20 protein-coding genes are annotated in these 18,447 nt (G+C 55.8%); 7 read left to right on the top strand and 13 right to left on the bottom strand.

Translation table 11 applies throughout. The features are described from left to right. Positions 1-66: 66 nt before the first annotated feature. A complete protein-coding gene (gene rpmF / locus ABUA09_RS00560) occupies positions 67-267 on the bottom strand; it encodes a 50S ribosomal protein L32 (RefSeq protein WP_033117234.1) in 201 nt (66 codons plus the stop codon). 42 nt (positions 268-309) lie between these two features. Beyond that, complete coding sequence (locus ABUA09_RS00555; protein ID WP_058117662.1) at positions 310-819, bottom strand: YceD family protein; 510 nt, start codon at positions 817-819, stop codon at positions 310-312. Between the two features lie 252 nt (positions 820-1,071). On the opposite strand from ABUA09_RS00555, the gene ABUA09_RS00550 reads away from it, so the two are divergent. From ABUA09_RS00550 to ABUA09_RS00520, 7 genes are all read left to right on the top strand, one after another. Further along, complete coding sequence (locus tag ABUA09_RS00550) at positions 1,072-2,082, top strand: RluA family pseudouridine synthase (RefSeq protein WP_195614225.1); 1,011 nt, start codon at positions 1,072-1,074, stop codon at positions 2,080-2,082. Between the two features lie 413 nt (positions 2,083-2,495). Next, the gene (locus ABUA09_RS00545; protein WP_279202698.1) at positions 2,496-3,620 is read left to right on the top strand and encodes an ABC transporter ATP-binding protein; all 1,125 of its coding nucleotides are present in this window, start codon (positions 2,496-2,498) and stop codon (positions 3,618-3,620) included. Then, positions 3,610-4,419, top strand: coding sequence for an ABC transporter permease (locus ABUA09_RS00540; protein WP_033117230.1), 810 nt, complete (start codon positions 3,610-3,612; stop codon positions 4,417-4,419). Before ABUA09_RS00545 ends, ABUA09_RS00540 begins: the two co-directional genes overlap by 11 nt. Next, positions 4,416-5,273, top strand: coding sequence for an ABC transporter permease (locus ABUA09_RS00535; protein ID WP_033117229.1), 858 nt, complete (start codon positions 4,416-4,418; stop codon positions 5,271-5,273). The genes ABUA09_RS00540 and ABUA09_RS00535 overlap by 4 nt, the downstream gene beginning before the upstream one ends. A gap of 73 nt (positions 5,274-5,346) precedes the next feature. After that, a complete protein-coding gene (locus tag ABUA09_RS00530) occupies positions 5,347-6,426 on the top strand; it encodes an ABC transporter substrate-binding protein (protein ID WP_208319098.1) in 1,080 nt (359 codons plus the stop codon). Between the two features lie 108 nt (positions 6,427-6,534). Continuing rightward, positions 6,535-6,930, top strand: a complete 396-nt coding sequence (locus ABUA09_RS00525) for a thioesterase family protein (protein ID WP_227151549.1) — start codon at positions 6,535-6,537, stop codon at positions 6,928-6,930. Between the two features lies 1 nt (position 6,931). Further along, the gene (locus ABUA09_RS00520) at positions 6,932-7,411 is read left to right on the top strand and encodes a YbaK/EbsC family protein (protein WP_058117660.1); all 480 of its coding nucleotides are present in this window, start codon (positions 6,932-6,934) and stop codon (positions 7,409-7,411) included. 123 nt (positions 7,412-7,534) lie between these two features. Here ABUA09_RS00520 and hisE read toward each other — a convergent pair whose 3' ends face one another. The 11 genes from hisE to ABUA09_RS00465 all read right to left on the bottom strand — a co-directional run bounded on the left by hisE (position 7,535) and on the right by ABUA09_RS00465 (position 18,429). Continuing rightward, positions 7,535-7,861 (bottom strand): phosphoribosyl-ATP diphosphatase, encoded by a 327-nt coding sequence (gene hisE, locus ABUA09_RS00515; protein ID WP_033117226.1) that lies wholly within the window; start codon positions 7,859-7,861, stop codon positions 7,535-7,537. Beyond that, positions 7,858-8,187 (bottom strand): phosphoribosyl-AMP cyclohydrolase, encoded by a 330-nt coding sequence (hisI, locus tag ABUA09_RS00510; RefSeq protein WP_033117225.1) that lies wholly within the window; start codon positions 8,185-8,187, stop codon positions 7,858-7,860. The genes hisE and hisI overlap by 4 nt, the downstream gene beginning before the upstream one ends. 10 nt (positions 8,188-8,197) lie before the next feature. Continuing rightward, positions 8,198-8,392, bottom strand: coding sequence for a hypothetical protein (locus ABUA09_RS00505; RefSeq protein WP_033117224.1), 195 nt, complete (start codon positions 8,390-8,392; stop codon positions 8,198-8,200). A 4-nt stretch (positions 8,393-8,396) separates the two neighbouring features. Continuing rightward, on the bottom strand, positions 8,397-9,152 hold the full coding sequence (hisF, locus tag ABUA09_RS00500) for an imidazole glycerol phosphate synthase subunit HisF (RefSeq protein ID WP_033117223.1): 756 nt from the start codon (positions 9,150-9,152) through the stop codon (positions 8,397-8,399). Beyond that, on the bottom strand, positions 9,146-9,871 hold the full coding sequence (gene hisA, locus ABUA09_RS00495) for a 1-(5-phosphoribosyl)-5-[(5-phosphoribosylamino)methylideneamino]imidazole-4-carboxamide isomerase (protein WP_058117659.1): 726 nt from the start codon (positions 9,869-9,871) through the stop codon (positions 9,146-9,148). The genes hisF and hisA overlap by 7 nt, the downstream gene beginning before the upstream one ends. After that, positions 9,868-10,482: an imidazole glycerol phosphate synthase subunit HisH gene (hisH, locus tag ABUA09_RS00490; protein WP_195416597.1), complete on the bottom strand. Its 615-nt coding sequence runs from the start codon at positions 10,480-10,482 to the stop codon at positions 9,868-9,870. The genes hisA and hisH overlap by 4 nt, the downstream gene beginning before the upstream one ends. Then, positions 10,482-11,060 carry an imidazoleglycerol-phosphate dehydratase HisB gene (gene hisB / locus ABUA09_RS00485; RefSeq protein ID WP_075703811.1) on the bottom strand — a complete coding sequence of 193 codons (579 nt, stop codon included), beginning with the start codon at positions 11,058-11,060 and terminating at the stop codon, positions 10,482-10,484. Before hisB ends, hisH begins: the two co-directional genes overlap by 1 nt. 10 nt (positions 11,061-11,070) lie before the next feature. Next, positions 11,071-12,345, bottom strand: coding sequence for a histidinol dehydrogenase (gene hisD, locus ABUA09_RS00480; RefSeq protein WP_075703810.1), 1,275 nt, complete (start codon positions 12,343-12,345; stop codon positions 11,071-11,073). Further along, entirely contained in the window at positions 12,342-12,983 is a 642-nt protein-coding gene (hisG, locus tag ABUA09_RS00475; RefSeq protein ID WP_033117219.1) for an ATP phosphoribosyltransferase, read from the bottom strand. The genes hisD and hisG overlap by 4 nt, the downstream gene beginning before the upstream one ends. After that, entirely contained in the window at positions 12,980-14,149 is a 1,170-nt protein-coding gene (gene hisZ, locus ABUA09_RS00470; protein ID WP_279202706.1) for an ATP phosphoribosyltransferase regulatory subunit, read from the bottom strand. The genes hisG and hisZ overlap by 4 nt, the downstream gene beginning before the upstream one ends. A gap of 104 nt (positions 14,150-14,253) precedes the next feature. Further along, positions 14,254-18,429 carry a PolC-type DNA polymerase III gene (locus ABUA09_RS00465; RefSeq protein ID WP_208319095.1) on the bottom strand — a complete coding sequence of 1,392 codons (4,176 nt, stop codon included), beginning with the start codon at positions 18,427-18,429 and terminating at the stop codon, positions 14,254-14,256. Positions 18,430-18,447 lie beyond the last annotated feature (18 nt).

The following is an 18,447-nucleotide window of genomic DNA, read 5'->3' as shown; positions in this document are numbered from 1 at the left end:
TGATATTCTACCCAAATTGCATACAAAAAGAAAGAGGGGTCTCCCCCTCTTCTTTTTGCTGCCTGTTTAGTTGGCCTTTGACTCGGTCGTCTCGACCTTGCCGAACTCGCGGCCATTGTAAGTCATGCAGGACTTGCAGAGCCGGTGGGGCAGGCGGTAAGCGCCGCACTTGGGGCACTTGGTGAGACCGGGGGTCTCCAGCTTCCACACGGAGCTGCGGCGCTTATTGCGGCGCTGCTTGGATACTTTAGACTTAGGGACTGCCATTTGTGACACCTCCTTGGCTGCCCATTCACGGGCACTGCTAGTTTACTCGCTCTCTTTGTCCTCCAATAGCTTGGCAAGCACTGCCAGCCGGGGGTCTACCTCGGGCCTGCACTGGCACACGCCGACATTCAGGTCGACGCCGCAGCCGGCACAGATACCCTTGCAGTCCTCTGAGCAGAGGTTCTTGGTATCCATCGCGAGGACAAATGCCGTGGTCGCCACCTCGCCCAGGTCCACCTCATCACCGTCCAGCAGGACAATCTCACCATCGTTGGCCTCATCGGCCAGTTCGGTGGCGAGGAGTGTAGAGATGGGAACCACCTTCTCTCTTGTAAACGGCTTTGCACACCGGTCACAAACCAGGTGGAGCGTGGTGGAGGCTGCCCCCTCCAGCACCAGCGCACCCGCCATATTCCGGACCTGTCCCGTTACAGATATGGGACGGTCGATAGGCCGGATGCCGCTGAACTCCAAGTCGGACAAGTCCAACTGGAAAACGAACGGACGGACCGCCCCGGGTACGTGGATGATGTCTTTCAGGTTCAGTCGCATGGCACACCTCGCATAATGGCACGTCAAATATTATAGTCAAGAGTTTTGTCAATGTCAAATACTTTCTTCACTTTTTTTCTTTTTATGATACAATATCCTCAGTGGATAAGGGCCAGCAGGGTTTTTCGGGGCAGAAATCACATCCAGCCTCGTTATCCTCGTTGCCGGGCGCCGGTCCGGCCGCCTCGTCTGCCTTGCGCTGCCGTACCATTCAGATGTTCAAAATTATGACTGCGGAGGTCCCCCTGTTTTATGAAAGAATTCACCATTGGAAAAAATGACGCCGGACAGAGGCTGGACCGCTGGCTGGGCAAGGCTGTTCCTCTTCTCCCCGCTCCACTCGCTCAGAAATACATTCGTCTCAAAAGAGTGAAGCTCAATGGAAAGGGAGCCAAGCGGGATACACGCCTGAATTCGGGAGACCTGCTTGCACTCTATATCAATGATGAGTTTTTTGACGCCCCTGCGCCGGAAAACGCCTTTCTGTCCGTCTTTCAGCCCCAACTGGATATTGTCTATGAGGACGAGAACCTTCTCTTGGTCAATAAGCGCCCGGGCCTTGTGGTCCACCCTGACGAGCATGAATATGTCAACACGCTCATCACCCATATACAGGCCTATCTATACCAGAAAAATGAGTGGAATCCGAAACAGGAAAACGCCTTTACACCAGCTCTCTGCAACCGGATTGACCGCAATACCGGCGGCATCGTTATCGCTGCAAAGACCGCAGAGGCCCTGCGCATCATGAACCAAAAGGTAAAGGATCGGGAGATCGAGAAATATTACCTCTGCGCCATCCACGGAAAGATGGCTCCTCTGTCCGGAAAGCTGGAGGGCTACATCGTCAAAGATGAGGCCAGGAACCAGGTGACGGTCCACTCTCATCCAGTCACCGGCGGACGCACCGCCGTGACCCTTTATCGGACCCTTCAGATGAAAAACGGACTGTCCCTGGTAGAGTGTGAGCTGGTGACCGGACGCACTCACCAAATCCGCGCCCAATTCGCCGCAGCAGGCCACCCGCTGTTGGGGGACGGAAAATACGGCCGGAATCGGGACAACCGGCGCTACGACCGCAAATTCCAGGCGCTGTGGTCCTACCGTCTGGTCTTTTCCTTCACGACAGATGCCGGTATTCTGGAGCCCTTGAACGGCCGGAGCTGGCAGGTCGATCATGTGGATTTTGTGGATGAGTATTTCGGCAAGGCGCTTCCCGGTGCGTCATTCAACGGCAAAACTCGCACACTTCCAAACAAATGAGCCGTGATAAAGCGCCCCCTGACGCAGAAGAAGCACTGCGTCAGGGGGCGTTGCTGCGCTGCCCTTTTGTTCCGGAATTCGACAGCCAATCACGCCGGGTACTTCAGGGCCACTAATTCCTCCAGGTTCTCACAAAGCCTTCTTCTCTTTGTGGGCGGTTGCTGTTTATCTACCTGTGAGCGGCGGAGCCGCTCCGGATCGAAAGCCAAAGAAAAACGTACCTTTTCCCTCTTGTTTCTCAGCCCCTGTACAGGCGAGATGAGATGTAATAAACCCTGGCCCAAAATCCTTCAAAAATTTACTTGGAATTGCATTGACTTTTCCGGCGATACCATATATATTGAAGCTTGCTATATTTCGTGCGATTTCGGGGCCTGTGAAGGCAGGCCTCCTGACAGAACGGGGGAGGATAAATGTCCAAAGAGCTCATCCGCTTGTCGGATCTCAGAATGGTGTTTGATGATGAGGTCGTGCTGAACTCCATCAACCTCTATATCAACGATAAGGAATTCCTCACGCTGCTCGGCCCCAGTGGCTGTGGCAAGACAACCACTCTGCGGATCATCGGTGGTTTTCAGTCGCCCACCTCTGGAGACGTGTTTTTCGACGGCGTGAGGATTAATGATGTTCCTCCCCATAAGCGGAAGGTCAACACCGTATTCCAGAAGTACGCTCTGTTTACCCATATGAACCTTTTTGAAAACATCGCTTTCGGCCTGCGGATCGCCAAGGTGCCCGAAAAAGAGATCGAACAGCGGGTTAACGAGGCCCTGGAACTGGTCAATCTCCCCGGCTATGGCAAGCGCAGCGTGGATTCTCTCTCCGGCGGTCAGCAGCAGCGGATCGCCATCGCCCGCGCGATTGTCAACCGTCCCCAAGTCCTCCTTCTCGATGAACCTTTGGGTGCGTTAGACCTGAAGCTGCGCAAGGATATGCAGATCGAGCTGAAGAAGATCCAGCAGCAGGTGGGGATCACCTTTATCTACGTGACCCACGACCAAGAGGAGGCCCTCACCATGTCCGACACCATCGTGGTCATGGACAAGGGGAACATCCAGCAGATTGGCTCTCCCACCGATATCTACAATGAGCCCAAGAACGCATTCGTGGCCGATTTCATCGGGGAGTCCAACATCATTGACGGCATCATGCATGCCGACGGTGTGGTAGGCATGTATGGAAAGAAATTTTCCTGCGTGGACAGCGGCTTTCAAAAAGATGAGCCGGTGGATGTGGTCATTCGCCCCGAGGATATCGATATCGTGCCGGAAGAAGAGGGACAACTCACGGGCACGGTTACGGAGGTCACCTTCAAGGGGGTCCACTATGACATCATCGTAGATTTTCGTGGTTTTAAGTGGCTCATTCAGACCACCGACTTCTCTCCTGTCGGGGCAAAAATCGGCGTAAAGATCGATCCTGACGGCTTCCATATTATGAAAAAGAGCGCCTACTCCGGCAAGTTCGGCGACTACAGCTCCTACAGCGACGAGTATGACGAGCTCAGTGAAGACGCGGAGGACGCCGATGAAGAATAAGGCGATCTCCTATCCATATGTGGGGTGGATGGGTCTTTTTGTGGTAGCCCCTATACTCATCATTACCCTATATGCCTTTACCACCGACGACGGCGGCTTTACCCTGTCCAATTTTCAGGATATGGCACAATACACCTCGGCTTTCGGCCGTTCTTTTCTTCTCGCAGCCATCGCAACAGTCGTCTGCCTTTTGATCGGCTATCCCCTTGCCTATCTGCTGGCGCGGGAATCCGGCTGGCTCCACCGCATGGCCAACATGCTCATTATGCTGCCTATGTGGATGAACTTTCTGCTCCGGACTTACTCCTGGAAATTTCTTTTGGAGCGCCATGGCCTTATCAACACCCTGCTGGGTCTTTTGGGACTGGGCCCCTTTCAGATGATTGACACCCAAGGTGCGATCGTGCTGGGCATGGTCTACAACTTCCTGCCCTACATGGTTCTGCCCATCTTTTCCGTCATTGAAAAAATCGACCCCAAAGTCATCGAGGCCGCGCAGGACTTAGGCGCGGACAGCATCACTGTATTCCGTCGTGTGATCCTGCCGCTCTCTCTCCCCGGCGTCCTTTCCGGAATCACCATGGTGTTCATCCCCTCTGTTTCCACCTTTGCCATCTCCCGCCTTTTGGGCGGCAGCAAGACGCTGCTGCTGGGCAACCTGATCGATATGCAGTTCTTGGGCAGTGCCTATAACCCCCATCTCGGCAGCGCCATTTCCCTAGTCATGATGGTGATCGTTATGGTCTGCATGGCTGTTATGAATCACTTCGGTGACGGAGAGGAGGGGGTGACGCTGTGAAAAAAAACGGTATTCTGGGGCGTTTTTTTCTTCTTCTCTGCTTTCTCTTTCTGTATGCGCCCATTCTGGTGCTGGTGGTCTTTTCCTTTAACGCATCCAAGTCCAAGGCGGTTTGGGCCGGTTTTACGCTGGACTGGTATGTAGAGCTGTTCCATAATGATATGATTTTGAACGCCCTCTGGGTCACGCTGGCCGTCTCCGCCCTGGCCGCATTCCTTTCCACCATTATGGGCACCGCCGCAGCCATTGGATTCCGAAATCTGAAGCGCAGGTCCCGCAACGTCTTCATGACCATCAATAACATTCCTCTGACCAACGCGGACATCATTACCGGCGTATCCATGATGCTCCTTTTTTTGTTTGGAGTGGCCGCGTTTAACGGCTCTCTTGGTCAGCTTCTGGGCGTGAAATGGAATATGGGGTTTGTAACCCTGCTCATCGCACATATCACCTTTGACGTGCCCAATGTGATCCTCTCCGTCATGCCCAAGCTGCGTCAACTCGATCCCAATATCTATGAGGCGGCACAGGACCTTGGCGACCACGGTTTTCACGCTTTCCGCAGCGTCATTCTTCCGGAAATCATGCCGGGCGTGGTGAACGGTCTCATCATCGCCTTCACCTTGTCCATCGATGATTTCGTCATCAGTTATTTTACCGCCGGTGCACAGACCCAGACTCTCTCCATGGTCATCTACTCCATGGCGAAAAAACGGGTCAGCCCTGAAATCAACGCCCTCTCCACCCTGCTCTTTGCAGCTGTGGTGATTCTGATGGTCATCGTCAATCTGCGTCAAGCCAGCCAAGAGCGCCGTCGTAAGATGCAGCAGGCAGCCCTCACCGCCCATTCCTGATTTGGTATCTGGGGCCGGATGACCCTTGGTATATCTCTATCCTTATTATTTTGAAAGGGGAAAAAGAAAGCAATTGAAAAAGACTCTGGCATTGCTGCTGGCCTCAGCCAGTGTGCTCACCCTGGCTCTCACCGCCTGCGGTGGGAACGGAACTTCGTCCGGCAACGCCGCCTCCGGCGGCGTGGTCAACGTCTACAACTGGGGCGAATACATCGATATGTCGGTGCTAGACGACTTTACGGCCGAAACCGGGATCAAGGTCAATTACCAGACCTATGACTCCAATGAAGCGATGTATGGCAAGTTGGCCGGCGGGTCCGGCGGCTATGACGTGATCATTCCTTCCGATTATATGATTGGGCAGATGATCGAGGAGGATATGCTGGAGCCCTTGAATTTTGATCATATCCCTAATTTTCAGGATATCGACCCTTCCCTGCTGAACCCCGAATATGATCCCGAAAATCTTTACTCCGTGCCCTATATGTTTGGTATTTTGGGCATTATCTATAATCCTACCATGGTGGACGAGGGCGAGGATATGGAGACTTGGGATGTTCTCTGGAATGAAAAATATGCCGGGGACATCCTTATGTTCGACAATTCTCGGGACACCATTGGTATCTCACTCAAACGCCTGGGCTACTCTTATAACACCACAGACTCCGCACAAATCGAAGAGGCTGTGGATCAGTTGATTGCGCAGAAGCCCCTTTTGCAGGCCTATGTTATGGATGATATTTTTGAAAAGCTGGAGGGCGAGAACGCGGCCATCGGCGTCTATTATTACGGGGACTATCTGACCATGAAAGAAAATAACGACGTCCTGGCCTTTGCCCTACCCCGTGAGGGTACTAACCGCTATGTGGACGCCATGTGCATTCCCAAAGGCGCTGAAAACAAGGAGAACGCCGAAAAGTTCATCAACTTTATGTGCTCCACTGCCGCAGGGCTTAAAAACTGTGAGGAGACTTGGTATTCCACACCCCTGCTCTCCGTCCGCGAGGAGTTGGGGGCCGAGGTAGTCGAAGACTCCTTCGCCTATCCCGACACGGCCTTTATGTCCGAGCAGTGCGAAACCTTCTCCTGCCTGCCAGCTGAGATCCGCACGCTCTACAATGATCAGTGGGTCCGTCTGATGAACGCCTCCTGACACATGACCCGTCCGCCGTGCTTCCGGCGGACGGGTTTTTCTCTTGCAAACAGGCGAAATTTGGGCTACACTATTACCAATTCTACTTTTACAAAGGAGTTGTTTCTTATGTCGCTTGTCATCGGCCTGAAGGGCCGTGCCGAGACCGTGGTCACTGACCAGAATACTGCCGCCGCCGCAGGCTCCGGTCTTGTCCCCGTATTTGCCACCCCCTGGATGGTGGCCCTGATGGAGCACGCCGCGGTCGGCGCCACGGCCGGCTGCCTCTCTGAGGGTGAGAGCACCGTGGGGACCCGCCTGGACATCACTCACGACGCCGCCACTCCCATCGGCATGAAGGTCTGGGCAGAGGCGGAACTCACAGAAATCAATGGCAAGGCTCTCACCTTCTCCGTGGCGGCCTATGACGAGAGCGGCCTGATCGGAAAAGGGGTCCACGGGCGCTTTATCATCGCCGTAGACCGCTTCCTGGCCAAGGCTGAAAAGAAGAGAGAGGTCCGGTAACATGGCGATTGAAAAGGTGCGCGCCTTTTTCCGGGCGAAGGGGCTGGAAGATCGGATTCGGGAGTTTGACGTCTCCAGCGCCACTGTGGAGCTGGCGGCGCAGGCTGTGGGTTGTGAACCGGCCCGCATTGGCAAGACCCTCTCCTTTCTCCATGAGGACGGGGCGCTTCTCATTGTCTGCGCCGGGGACGCCAAAATCGACAACAGCAAGTTCAAAGGGCAGTTCCACCATAAAGCCACCATGCTTACGCCGGATCAGGTCCTGGAATTTACCGGAGATATCATTGGCGGCGTATGTCCCTTCGCGATTGAGCACTCCAATGTGATCACCTATCTGGATATCTCACTGCAGCGCTTCACCACTGTCTTTCCTGCGGCAGGAAGCGCCAACTCCGCCGTAGAGCTCTCCCTGTCTGAGCTGGAACAGTGCGCCGGGAGCGCGGGATGGATCGATGTATGCAAAGGCTGGCAGGAGACTTGAGAAGAATCGGCAGCCACTGAGGCTCTGACCGCCGGTCTTTTGAGCCGTGAGCAGCTCCAAAAGCTTTTACAATAAAAACCGGGTGTGCGCCCTTGTTTTTGGCGCACACCCGGTTTTTATTGCTCAACTCTCATGGTCGCTCTGATGGAAGGTTTTCAGATTGCCGATTTTTTGACTTCGGCGGTCCAACTCGTCCATAACTGCCTCAAGGGGGATGTCCTGTTCCACCATCAGCACAGTGAGATGGTAGAGCAGATCGGAAATCTCTCCCACGGTCTCCTCCTGTATGCCGTTTTTGGCCGCGATCAAGGTCTCGCTGCACTCTTCCCCCACCTTTTTGAGTATCTTGTCCAGTCCCTTCTCAAAGAGATAGCAGGTATATGAGCCCTCCTGTGGGTTGACACGGCGGTCCTGAACCACGGTATAAAGCTTTTTCCATGTGTCGTTCATCTTCCGTCCTCCTGAATGAGATTAAAAAAGCAGCTTCTGGCCCCTGTATGGCAGGCAGGGCCGTCCGGCCGGCAGAAATACAGCAGCGTATCGGTGTCGCAGTCCGTCAGAATTTTGACGACATGGAGGAAGTTGCCCGATGTCTCCCCCTTATTCCACAACTGTTTCCGGCTGCGACTCCAAAACCATGCAGTCCGTGTCTTTAGCGTCAAGTCCACCGCCTCGCGGTTGGTGAACCCCAGCATCAAAACATCTTTTGTATCTGCATCCTGGATGATAACAGGAATCAAATCTGATTTCTGAAACAGTTGATCCAGCTCAAACATGGCCTTCCTCTCATTTCTCCCAGGGCGGCGTCTCCTCTTTCCAATCCCATGGGTCCTCTTTTCTGCCTTTCTCCCGCTTTACCGACCTCTTTGGGGTGGCTTTCATTGTCTTCTCTCGCCTGATCCTCCCCGTCCCCGAAGAAAATGCGGCCTCCGTAAGTTCGCCGACAACATCCAAAGCCAGCTCGATGATATCATCCAGCATACCGTCACCTCACAGGGATATTCCGCGCTCTGAGGAACTCCTTGACCACCGGAACCGTCAGCTCTCCAAAGTGAAAAAGAGAAGCTGCCAGCGCGGCGTCGCAGCCGGTGGTCTCAAAGACCTGGGCAAAGTGCTCCAGTGAGCCGCAGCCACCCGAAGCGATCACGGGGATCCCCACCGCCGCAGTGACCTCCCGCGTCATGTCCAAATCAAATCCAGTCTTGGTCCCGTCGGCATCCATAGAGGTGAGAAGGATCTCACCTGCCCCCAGTGCTTCCCCTTTCTTGGCCCACTCCACTGCATCCAGCCCCGTGGGGGTGCGGCCTCCCGCCACCACCACCTCATAGGTGCCGTCGCCTCTGCTTCTGGCGTCGATGGCCAGGACCACACACTGCGAGCCAAACCGTTCCGCCGCCCGCGAAATAAGGGTGGGGTCCTTTACTGCGGCGGAATTTACAGAAATCTTGTCCGCCCCTGCCCGCAACAAAAGTTGAAAATCCTCCAGTGTGCGGATTCCTCCTCCCACCGTCAAAGGGACAAAAACCTGCTCCGCCGTCCGCTCCACTACATCGGCCACCGTGGTCCGGCCATCACTGGTGGCTGTAATATCCAAAAACACAATTTCATCTGCGCCCTGATCGGAATAATAGCGCGCCAACTCCACCGGATCCCCCGCATCCCGAATCTGGACGAAATTGACTCCCTTGACGACTCGGCCATCCCGCACATCCAAGCAGGGAATGATCCGCTTGGCTAACATTGTGCCCCCGCCTCCTTTATGGCCTCCGCCAAGTCAATGGTTCCGGCGTAATATGCCTTTCCAATGATGGCCCCATAGAGCCCCATATCCCGCAGGCGCCTGACGTCATCCAGCGTAGTCACCCCACCGGACGCCACAATATCACAATTGACCGCACGCTGAAGATCAGAGAGCTGCACAAAGGAGGGGCCGGAGAGCATACCGTCTGTCGCAATATCTGTAAAGATAATTGTCCTTACGCCTTTTCCCTCCATCTGCCGCGCAAATTCCACACAGTCCAAGCCCGAGTCTTCCTCCCAGCCGGCGGTTCGCACCCTGCCATTCAGGCAATCAATCCCAACGGCTACTCTCTCGGAGCCCCACTGCGAGAGGGCATAGTCCACCACTTCGGGATGTGAGACTGCGGCGGAGCCGATCACAGCTCTTGCTGCACCGGACTCCACCACCGTAATGACATCCGGTATGGATTTGATGCCCCCCCCCAGTTCCACCCGCAGGCCGGACTGCTGAATCACTTCGTAAATATAGGGGAAGTTCTTTCTCACTCCGTCCCTCGCACCATCCAAATCCACCATATGAACCCATTTGGCTCCGGCATCTGCAAACCGCTTTGCGGTCTCCAATGCGCTGTCTGCCACTTGATGTGCGGTACGAAACACGCCTTTATGAAGGCGGACGCAGCGACCATCCTTCATATCTATGGCCGGTAAAAGTATCATTGGTTCAACTCCCCAAAATTTTTCAGAATCTTCAGCCCGGTTTCTCCACTTTTCTCCGGATGGAACTGGCAGCCAAACACAGTCCCATGGGATACCGCGGCCACCACCGAAGGTCCATACTCGGTACGGGCGATCACGTCGCCCTCGTCAGCGGCTACGCCACAGTAGGAATGTACAAAATAGACGTATTTCCCATCCTCCAGCCCCCGGAAGAGCGGGGACCCGTTCTGAAATCGAAGGCTGTTCCAACCGATATGGGGCAGCTTGCAGTCGGTCTCAAGCCGCTTTACACGGCCATGGACAAGTCCTAACCCTTTACATGCTCTAACCTCTTCCCCCTCGTCAAACAGGAGCTGCATCCCCAGGCATATCCCCAAAATCGGCTTTTTCTCTGCCTGCACGGCCAAGACCCGGTCCAACCCCGGAGCCCGCAGCCGCTCCATTGCGTCCGGGAAGGCGCCGACCCCCGGCAGAATGATGGCATCCGCCCGTTCCAACTCCTTTGCGTCACTGGTGATACATGTCTTCATCCCCAGGTATGTCATGGCATTGGTCACACTTTTTAAATTCCCGACTCCATAATCCACAATTGCCGTAAAGCTATTTGACATTACAAAACTCCCTTAGTCGAGGTGACCTCCTGCCCCTCCACACGTACCGCATCCTTCATCGCCAGACCCAGCGACTTAAAAAGCGCCTCTGTGATATGATGGGCATTCTTCCCATAAACTCCCCTTTGGTGGAGCGTGATTCCTCCATTGAAGGCCAGGGCCCGCATAAATTCTTCGGTCAAACAGGAATCATAGTCTCCAATCCGCTCCTGCGGCATGTCGGCATCAAAAACCAAAAACGCCCTGCCGGAGAAATCCAGCGATGTAAAGGCCAGCGCCTCATCCATCGGTACATAAGCGCTCCCGAAACGACGGATTCCCCGCTTATCTCCCAGCGCCTCCCGAATGGCCTGGCCTAAAACGATCCCCGTATCCTCCACCGTATGATGGCCGTCCACGTTCAGATCTCCACGCGCCGTCAGATCCAGCCCAAATCCCGCATAAAAGGCCATCGCGTGGAGCATATGGTCCAAAAAGCCGATCCCGGTATCCACTCGGACCTCTCCTCCTCCCAAATTCAGCCTAGCCTGGATGGAGGTCTCCTTTGTTTCCCGGGAAATATTGGAAATTCGTGCCATCGTATTCCCCCTATTCAAAACGCACCCGAATGGAGTTTGCATGGGCAGTGAGGTGTTCCGCTTCCGCCATTGTCACGATTTCCTCCCGGATGGGGGCCAATGTCTCCCTGCTGAACTCCACCACACTCATGGTCTTGAGGAAGCTGTCCACCGAAAGGGGCGAAAAGAATCGCGCGGTCCCGGAGGTGGGGAGCACATGATCAGGGCCAGCCAAATAGTCGCCCAGAGGCTCCGGAGACCATGCTCCCAGGAATACCGCACCGGCATTTTGGATGTCCGGCAGCAGGGACCTGGGATCTTCCGTTACGATTTCCAGATGCTCCGGTGCGACCTCATTGGCCAGTTCTGCCGCCTGTTTCAAGTCCCGGCATACAATCGCGCACCCGAAATCACGCAGAGACGCCGCAATGATCTCTGAACGGCCCAGATAGCTGGTCTGACGGATGATTTCGGCATCCACCCGTGTGGCCAGCCCCTGTGATGTTGTAAGGAGCACAGAGGAAGCCAGCCGGTCATGTTCCGCCTGGCTCAGCAGGTCGGCAGCCACGTATTTGGGATCGGCGCTTTCATCGGCGATGACCAGCACCTCAGAGGGGCCAGCTACCATATCGATGTCCAATGTACCATACGCCATGCGCTTCGCGGCGGCCACATAGGCATTGCCCGGCCCCACCAGCTTATCGACTTTGGGGATGAAGCCTGCTCCATAGGCCAGCGCCGCCACCGCCTGGGCACCTCCCACGGCTATGACCCGGTCCACACCGGCAATTTTTGCCGCCGCCAGCACTGCATCATTGAGGTTTTCCGTAGGCGGGGTCACCATGATGAGCTCCTTTACTCCAGCCACCTTGGCGGGAATGGCATTCATCAATACGGAGGAGGGATAGGCCGCCGTTCCGCCGGGCACATATAGCCCCACCCTGGTAAGTCCCCGGACCACTCGCCCCACAATGCCTCCATCCGGTGAGATCCACTCCCGCGACGTCGCCAGCAGCGCCTCATTATAGTCTCGAATGTTAGCAGCCGCATGTTCCATCGCCGAGATGAGCCCGCCGGTGCAACGGGCATAGGCCTCCTCCAGCGTTTCCATACCGATCTCATAGGGGGCTTTTCGGTCAAACTGAAGCGAATATTTTTCTACAGCTGAAAAGCCTTTCTCCCTTACATCCTGCATCACCGCGCCAACAGCCCGTTCAATATCTGCGCCAACCTCCGCCGCCCTCGAGCGCATGGAAGCGATCTGTTCCCGTTCTGCCGTTCCATCGGCCTTAATGATTCTGATCATCTGCGTCTCTCCAATTCCTGCTCACAGCGGCTGATAAAGTCGTCGATTACAGCTTTATGCAGCTTCATGCTGGCTGTGTTGACAATCAGTCTGGCACTCACCTGCGCCACATCTTCAATCGGGATCAGGCCATTTTCCCGCAGCGTTACTCCAGTCTCCACAATATCCACAATGGCATCTGCCAAATCCAGAATCGGAGCCAGCTCCACAGATCCCTCGATTTTGATGATGGACACATCCATCCCTTTTTCCTCAAAAAACTTCCGCGCCACATTGGGATATTTGGTCGCGATTCTTCTGGTCTTATAAGTACCGTAAAAGTCTGTTCCCTGTTTTACCGCCAAAGCAAATCGACACTTTCCAAAGCCTAGGTCCAACACCTCATAAAAGGACTTCCCCTGCTCCAGAATAGTATCCTTGCCGGCAATCCCCAGATCACAGACCCCGTGCTCCACATAGGTGATGACGTCGGGGGCCTTGGCCAGCACCGCGTCCAGCGGATAATTGGGTATGGCATGCACCAGCCGCCGTCCCGGGTGGCGAACAGGTGTGCAGTCCAGCCCCATCGCCTCAAAGAGCTCTACAGACTGATCCTGTAGCCTGCCCTTGGTAAGGGCGATCCTCAATCTCTCGCTCACAGCTGCACCACCCTCTCGGTTCCCTTTTCCAGCACCAGGACCGCCCCGGCTCCCTTTTCGCGTGCCAGCCGCTCCGTCTCATCCAGGTTCTCACAAGGTGAGAGCTCGCAAGTACCCACAGCATGTTCGTCAACCGCCTTCAAGGCCCTGGAGAGCTCCCCTCCCCCGAAATGGACCAGGAACTTGACCCGTGGGGGCTCCCGGCTGGGGAGGCAGCCCGCGACTGCGTCCACATCCACGGCAAAGCCTGTGGCCGGCGCCCTCCTTCCAAATGCCTCCACCAATCGGTCGTATCTCCCACCGGAGAGAACGGCATCGCCTGCTCCCTCCACATAGCCCCGGAAAACGACCCCTGTGTAGTAGTCGATCTGATGCACCAAGCCCATATCAAAGCGGATATACGCTCCGTATCCAGCCTGCGCGAGCTCCGTGTAAAGTTTGCGCAGATAGGTCAGCGCACTGCTGCCTCCCGTGAGGCGCTCCGCCTCGTCCAACACCTCTGCCCCGCCAAAAAGTCTGGAAAGACGCCTGAGGGCCGTACTGGCAGACTGCCCCGCATAGGGCTCCAGCATATCGCCCAGCGCTGCAAAATTTTTGCCTTCGATAAGCACGCGCATCTGTTCCATCGCCTCTGCGGGCATGTCCATCCGCCCAGCTAAGTCTCTAAAAAAGCCTACATGGCCCAACTCGATATGAAACTGCTTGAGCCCGCAGGCGCAAAGCGCGTCCACTGCCATGGCCACCATTTCCAGGTCGGCCTTCCGTCCCGCGGCCCCGATGAGTTCCACACCGCACTGAGCGATCTCACTACTGCCTCCTTTATGCTCCTGCCCGGAGCGAAACACAGTCTGATCGTAATAAAGCCGCTGCGGCAGCGGCACGGCCTTGAGTTTGGTCGCTGCTACCCTGGCGATGGGCGTGGTACAGTCAGGCCGCATTACCATGATCTTTCCAGAGCGGTCAATGATCTTGAGCATGCTCTCCTGCGGCATGGGATTGCCGGACTGCAGGAAAAGATCATAGAACTCCACTTCCGGTGTGCTCACCTCGGCATAGCTTCTGCGCTGGAACAGCGTGGTAAGCGCCGTCTGGACCTGGCGCCGCTCCCGGCACTCCGCAAAAAGCCGGTCTCGGGTCCCCTCCGGGGTATTGATGGCATAGGCCAAGGGGAGGCCCCCCTTTCTCTCATAATGGCTTTTGTATATTACCACGCTACTGCGCTAAAGTCAAGAAGAAACTCTTCATTTTTCCAGACTGACGGCCTGTCTATTTAAAACAGGGTCATTTGACTGGTATCCGGCATCCCGGCCAGTGCCCCACAGTTTTTTAAAAGCTCAATGTGGGACTTGGTCACCTTGGGACAGTCAGCAGAAAACTCCTCGATGGAGAGATACTGTTTCCCTTTCCGCTGTTCTACAATCGAGAGGGCGGCGGTCTCTCCCAAGCCTGGGATCGCCATAAAGGGCGGGATCAGCGCCCCATGCTCCTTATCCACCCCAAAGCGCACCGCATCAGAACGGTAGAGGTCCATCTGGTCGAACGTAAAGCCCCGGATATAAAATTCGTATACCACCTCCAAAGTGGTGAGCATATCCTGCTCTACAGCGGTGGCCTCTTTGTCTTTGGCACGGATCTCAGCCATTTTGGCCTTGGCGCGATCGAGCCCCATGCACATGACAGTCGCATCGAATGCTTTGGCACGGATGGAAAAATACGCCGCATAAAAGGCCAAAGGCTCGTGGACTTTGAACCAGGCGATACGAAAGGCCATCATAACGTAGGCCACTGCATGGGCCTTGGGGAACAGATAGGCGATTTTCTTGCAGGAGCCAATGTACCAGTCCGGCACGCCGGCCGCCTTCATCTCCTCCTCCGCCCCTTCCGGAAGCCCCCTGCCCTTTCGCACAGCCTCCATGATCTTAAAGGCCCGTTTCTCCGGCATTCCGCAGGAGATCAGATAGATCATAATATCATCGCGGCAGCCGATTGCCTGTCCAACGGTAGCGGTACCGGAGAGAATGAGGTCCCTTGCATTGCCAAGCCAGACGTCGGTTCCATGGGAGAACCCGGACAGACGCACCAGGATATCGAACTCCTCCGGCTTGGTCTCCTCCAGCATACCCCGGACAAACGAGGTGCCGAATTCCGGGATAGCGGTGGCCCCGGTGGGTCCCAAAACAGGGTCATCCTGGTAGCCCAGCACCTCTGAGGTGATGAAAATAGACCGTGTACCCGGGTCGTCCAGGGGAATCGTCTTGGCGTCCACCCCCGTCAGGTCCTCCATCATACGAATCATGGACGGGTCATCGTGTCCCAGCATGTCCAGTTTCAAAAGGTTGGACTCCATAGAGTGATATTCGAAATGGGTCGTGATGATATCGGTGTCGGTGTCGTCCGCGGGATGCTGGACGGGACAGAAGTCGTAAATCTCCTTGTCCTGAGGAATGACCACCATACCGCCTGGGTGCTGTCCGGTGGTCCGCTTGACGCCGGTACAGCCCTTGGCCAGCCGCAGCATCTCCGCTTTGGTAGCGGTCTTTCCTCGCTCCTCCATATACTTCTTTACGTAGCCGAAAGCCGTCTTTTCCGCAACGGTGCCGATGGTCCCCGCCCGAAATACGTGGGACTCGCCAAACAGTTCAAAGGTATGGCGATGGGCGCTGGACTGATATTCGCCGGAGAAGTTCAGGTCGATATCGGGTACCTTATCACCGCCAAAGCCCAAAAAGGTTTCGAAGGGGATGTTGAACCCATCCTTCTCATATTTGGCTCCGCAGACCGGACACACCGCATCGGGCATATCCGCCCCGCAGCCCCAGCCCCCCTCCTTGGCCGCCTCGAAATCAGCATGTTTACAGTTGGGGCAGCGATAGTGCGGCGGCAGGGCGTTGACCTCCGTGATCCCGGACATAAAAGCCACGATGGACGAGCCCACGGACCCACGGGAACCCACCAAGTAGCCGTGGTCCAGAGAATCCTGCACCAGCTTCTGGGCAGACATATAAATCACATCATAGTGCCGCATGAGAATATCATGGAGCTCCGTCTCAATACGGTCCACCACAATCTGAGGAGGGCTCTCTCCGTAAAGGCGCTTTGCTTTCCCCCATACCAGACGCTTAAGTTCTCCCTCGGAGTCCTCCAGTTTAGGGGCAAAGAGCCCATTTGGCAGCGGGTTCAGGTCCCCGCACCAGGCTGCGATCAGATGTGTGTTGTCGATGACCACCTCCCGGGCGGTCTCCTCCCCCAGATAAGAGAATTCCCGCAGCATTTCATCCGTGGTACGGAAATAAAGGGGATTGGGCGCATCCGCATCCTCGAATCCCTTCGTGTTCAAGAGGATATGGCGGTAAATCTCATCCTCTGGGTCCAGGAAGTGGACATCTCCAGTGGCCACCACCGGCTTGCCCATCTCATGGGCAAGCTCTACGATGGTTCGGTTAAAGTCTCTCAACTCCTCCTCGTCCCGCGACATGGTCCGTCCGTTCTTGTCCGGGCGCAGCATAAAGGCGTTGTTGCTGATGGGTTGGATCTCCAGGTAATCATACCAGGAGGCAATCCGTTTGAGCTCCGCCCAGGAGGAACGGCGGGCCACCGCCTGGAAGAGCTCCCCTGCCTCGCAGGCAGAGCCCATAAGAAGTCCCTCTCGGTTCTCGTCGATGAGGCTTTTGGGCATCACTGGGTACTGTTTGCGTTGAAAGTGTTCCAGATGGGCTTTGGATACCAGCTTATAGAGATTGCGCAAACCGGTCTGATTTCGGGCCAGGACAATGAGATGCCGGGCCCGGCGCTTTCCCTTTCGTTTCTGATTCCGCTCTGCCGCCCAACGGTTGATGGGATCCAGTGAATGAATACCGTGCTCCTCCTCCAGACGTTTAAAGAAGGGCACCAGCATGTATGCCACCGTGGAAGCGTCATCGGTGGCCCGATGGTGGTTGAAGGACGGAAGCCCAAGATGGTCGGCAACTACATCCAGCTTATGCTTGGAGAGCTGTGGCAGCAACGCCTGGGCCAGAGGCAGGGTATCCACCGCCGTCACATCCAGAGAGACCCCCATCCGGCGGCATGCCTCGGCGATGAATCCCACATCAAAGCCGGCATTGTGGGCCGCCAAAGGCCGTCCGTTGACGAATTTCAGAAACTGCCGTACGGCTTCAGACTGTGACGGCGCCCCCCGCACCATATCGTCGGTGATTCCGGTGAGCTGGGACACCTCATAGGGAATGGGCCGCTCCGGGTCCACAAAAGTGGAGAAGACCTCATCGGTGACCACACCGTTTTTCAGGACCACAGCACCGATCTCGGTGATCCTATCCTTTCTAGCATCCAGCCCCGTCGTCTCCAAATCAAAGCAGACATATTCCTCGCAGAAGGAAGCATCCATCGTCCCGCGCACAGTGGGCATATCATCTACGTCATTGATAAAATAGGCCTCCACCCCAAAGAGCATCTTAATGCCGGCCTTTTTGGCCGTGGAATAGGCCGTGGGAAAATCGTGGCAGACACCGTGGTCCGTGATGGCGATGGCCGGATGTCCCCAAGCTGCCGCCCGCTTGATGACCTCCTTGATATCCGTTGTGGCGTCCATGGAGGACATACGGGTGTGAAGATGGAGTTCCACCCGCTTCCCCTCCTCCGCCATGTCCTGCCGGGCCGGCGGCCTTTGTCCTTCGGCAATGCCGGTGGGCTCGATCTGGAGCTCCCCCTGATAGGGGCTTACCCTCCCCTGCACGATCAGGTGCTGCCCCTCCTTCAACGCCCCGGCCAGGGCCTTCCCCTCGTCTCCCACCATGAACTTCGCCACCCGAATAGAATTGGTGCGGTCTGTGATATCAAAACGAACAATCCAGGCGCCCCGCTTCTTCATCTCCACATGGTCGGTCGCAAAAACGTCCCCCTCGATGGTGACCATTTCAGAGTCCAAGGCGATGTCTTTCATTTCAATACAGGGAAATCTTTTGATGATCTTTCCAAAGAGGAGCTTGTTCCCGCTGGCCTTTTCCCGTTTTTCAGATGGCACCGCCGGCTTGATGTTCCTCAGCGCCTCTTGCCGGATGCGTTCGGTGCGCCGGAATACCTCCATAGGGTCTTCCGGCGCCATGTCCAAGTGCTGAGGGCATGTCTCCTCCGGTTCCGGCGGCATATCTGCCTCCGTCGGCATAGGAGGCGCCTCCTCCACCTCTGCTGCCGCTTGTGCGGGAGCTGGTGTGAAGAATCGAAACGCCACGCTGCGTACGCCGTAGGCCGATGCCAGTTCCTGCTCCATTCTGGTCCGGAGCGCATCGCTTGGGCAGACCGGGCATTGGAGGTCGGCCTGGATACTCCGCACCCGCTTGTCGATCACCGCCCCAGTCACCAGCATTTCTACCAGCATGGGCCGCAGATCAGCCGGCGGGACCCAGGCGGAAAATAGGCTCAACAGTGGAATTTTCTCTTGCTCAGGCATATGTAAAGGCTCCTTCGT

This window comes from Intestinimonas sp. RTP31139st1_F5_RTP31139_211217, from assembly GCF_040226735.1.
GTDB classification, from domain to species: Bacteria; Bacillota; Clostridia; order Oscillospirales; family Oscillospiraceae; genus Intestinimonas; species Intestinimonas butyriciproducens.
The sequence above is the reverse complement of the archived record's forward strand: the minus strand, read 5'-3'. Positions and strand labels throughout refer to the sequence as shown.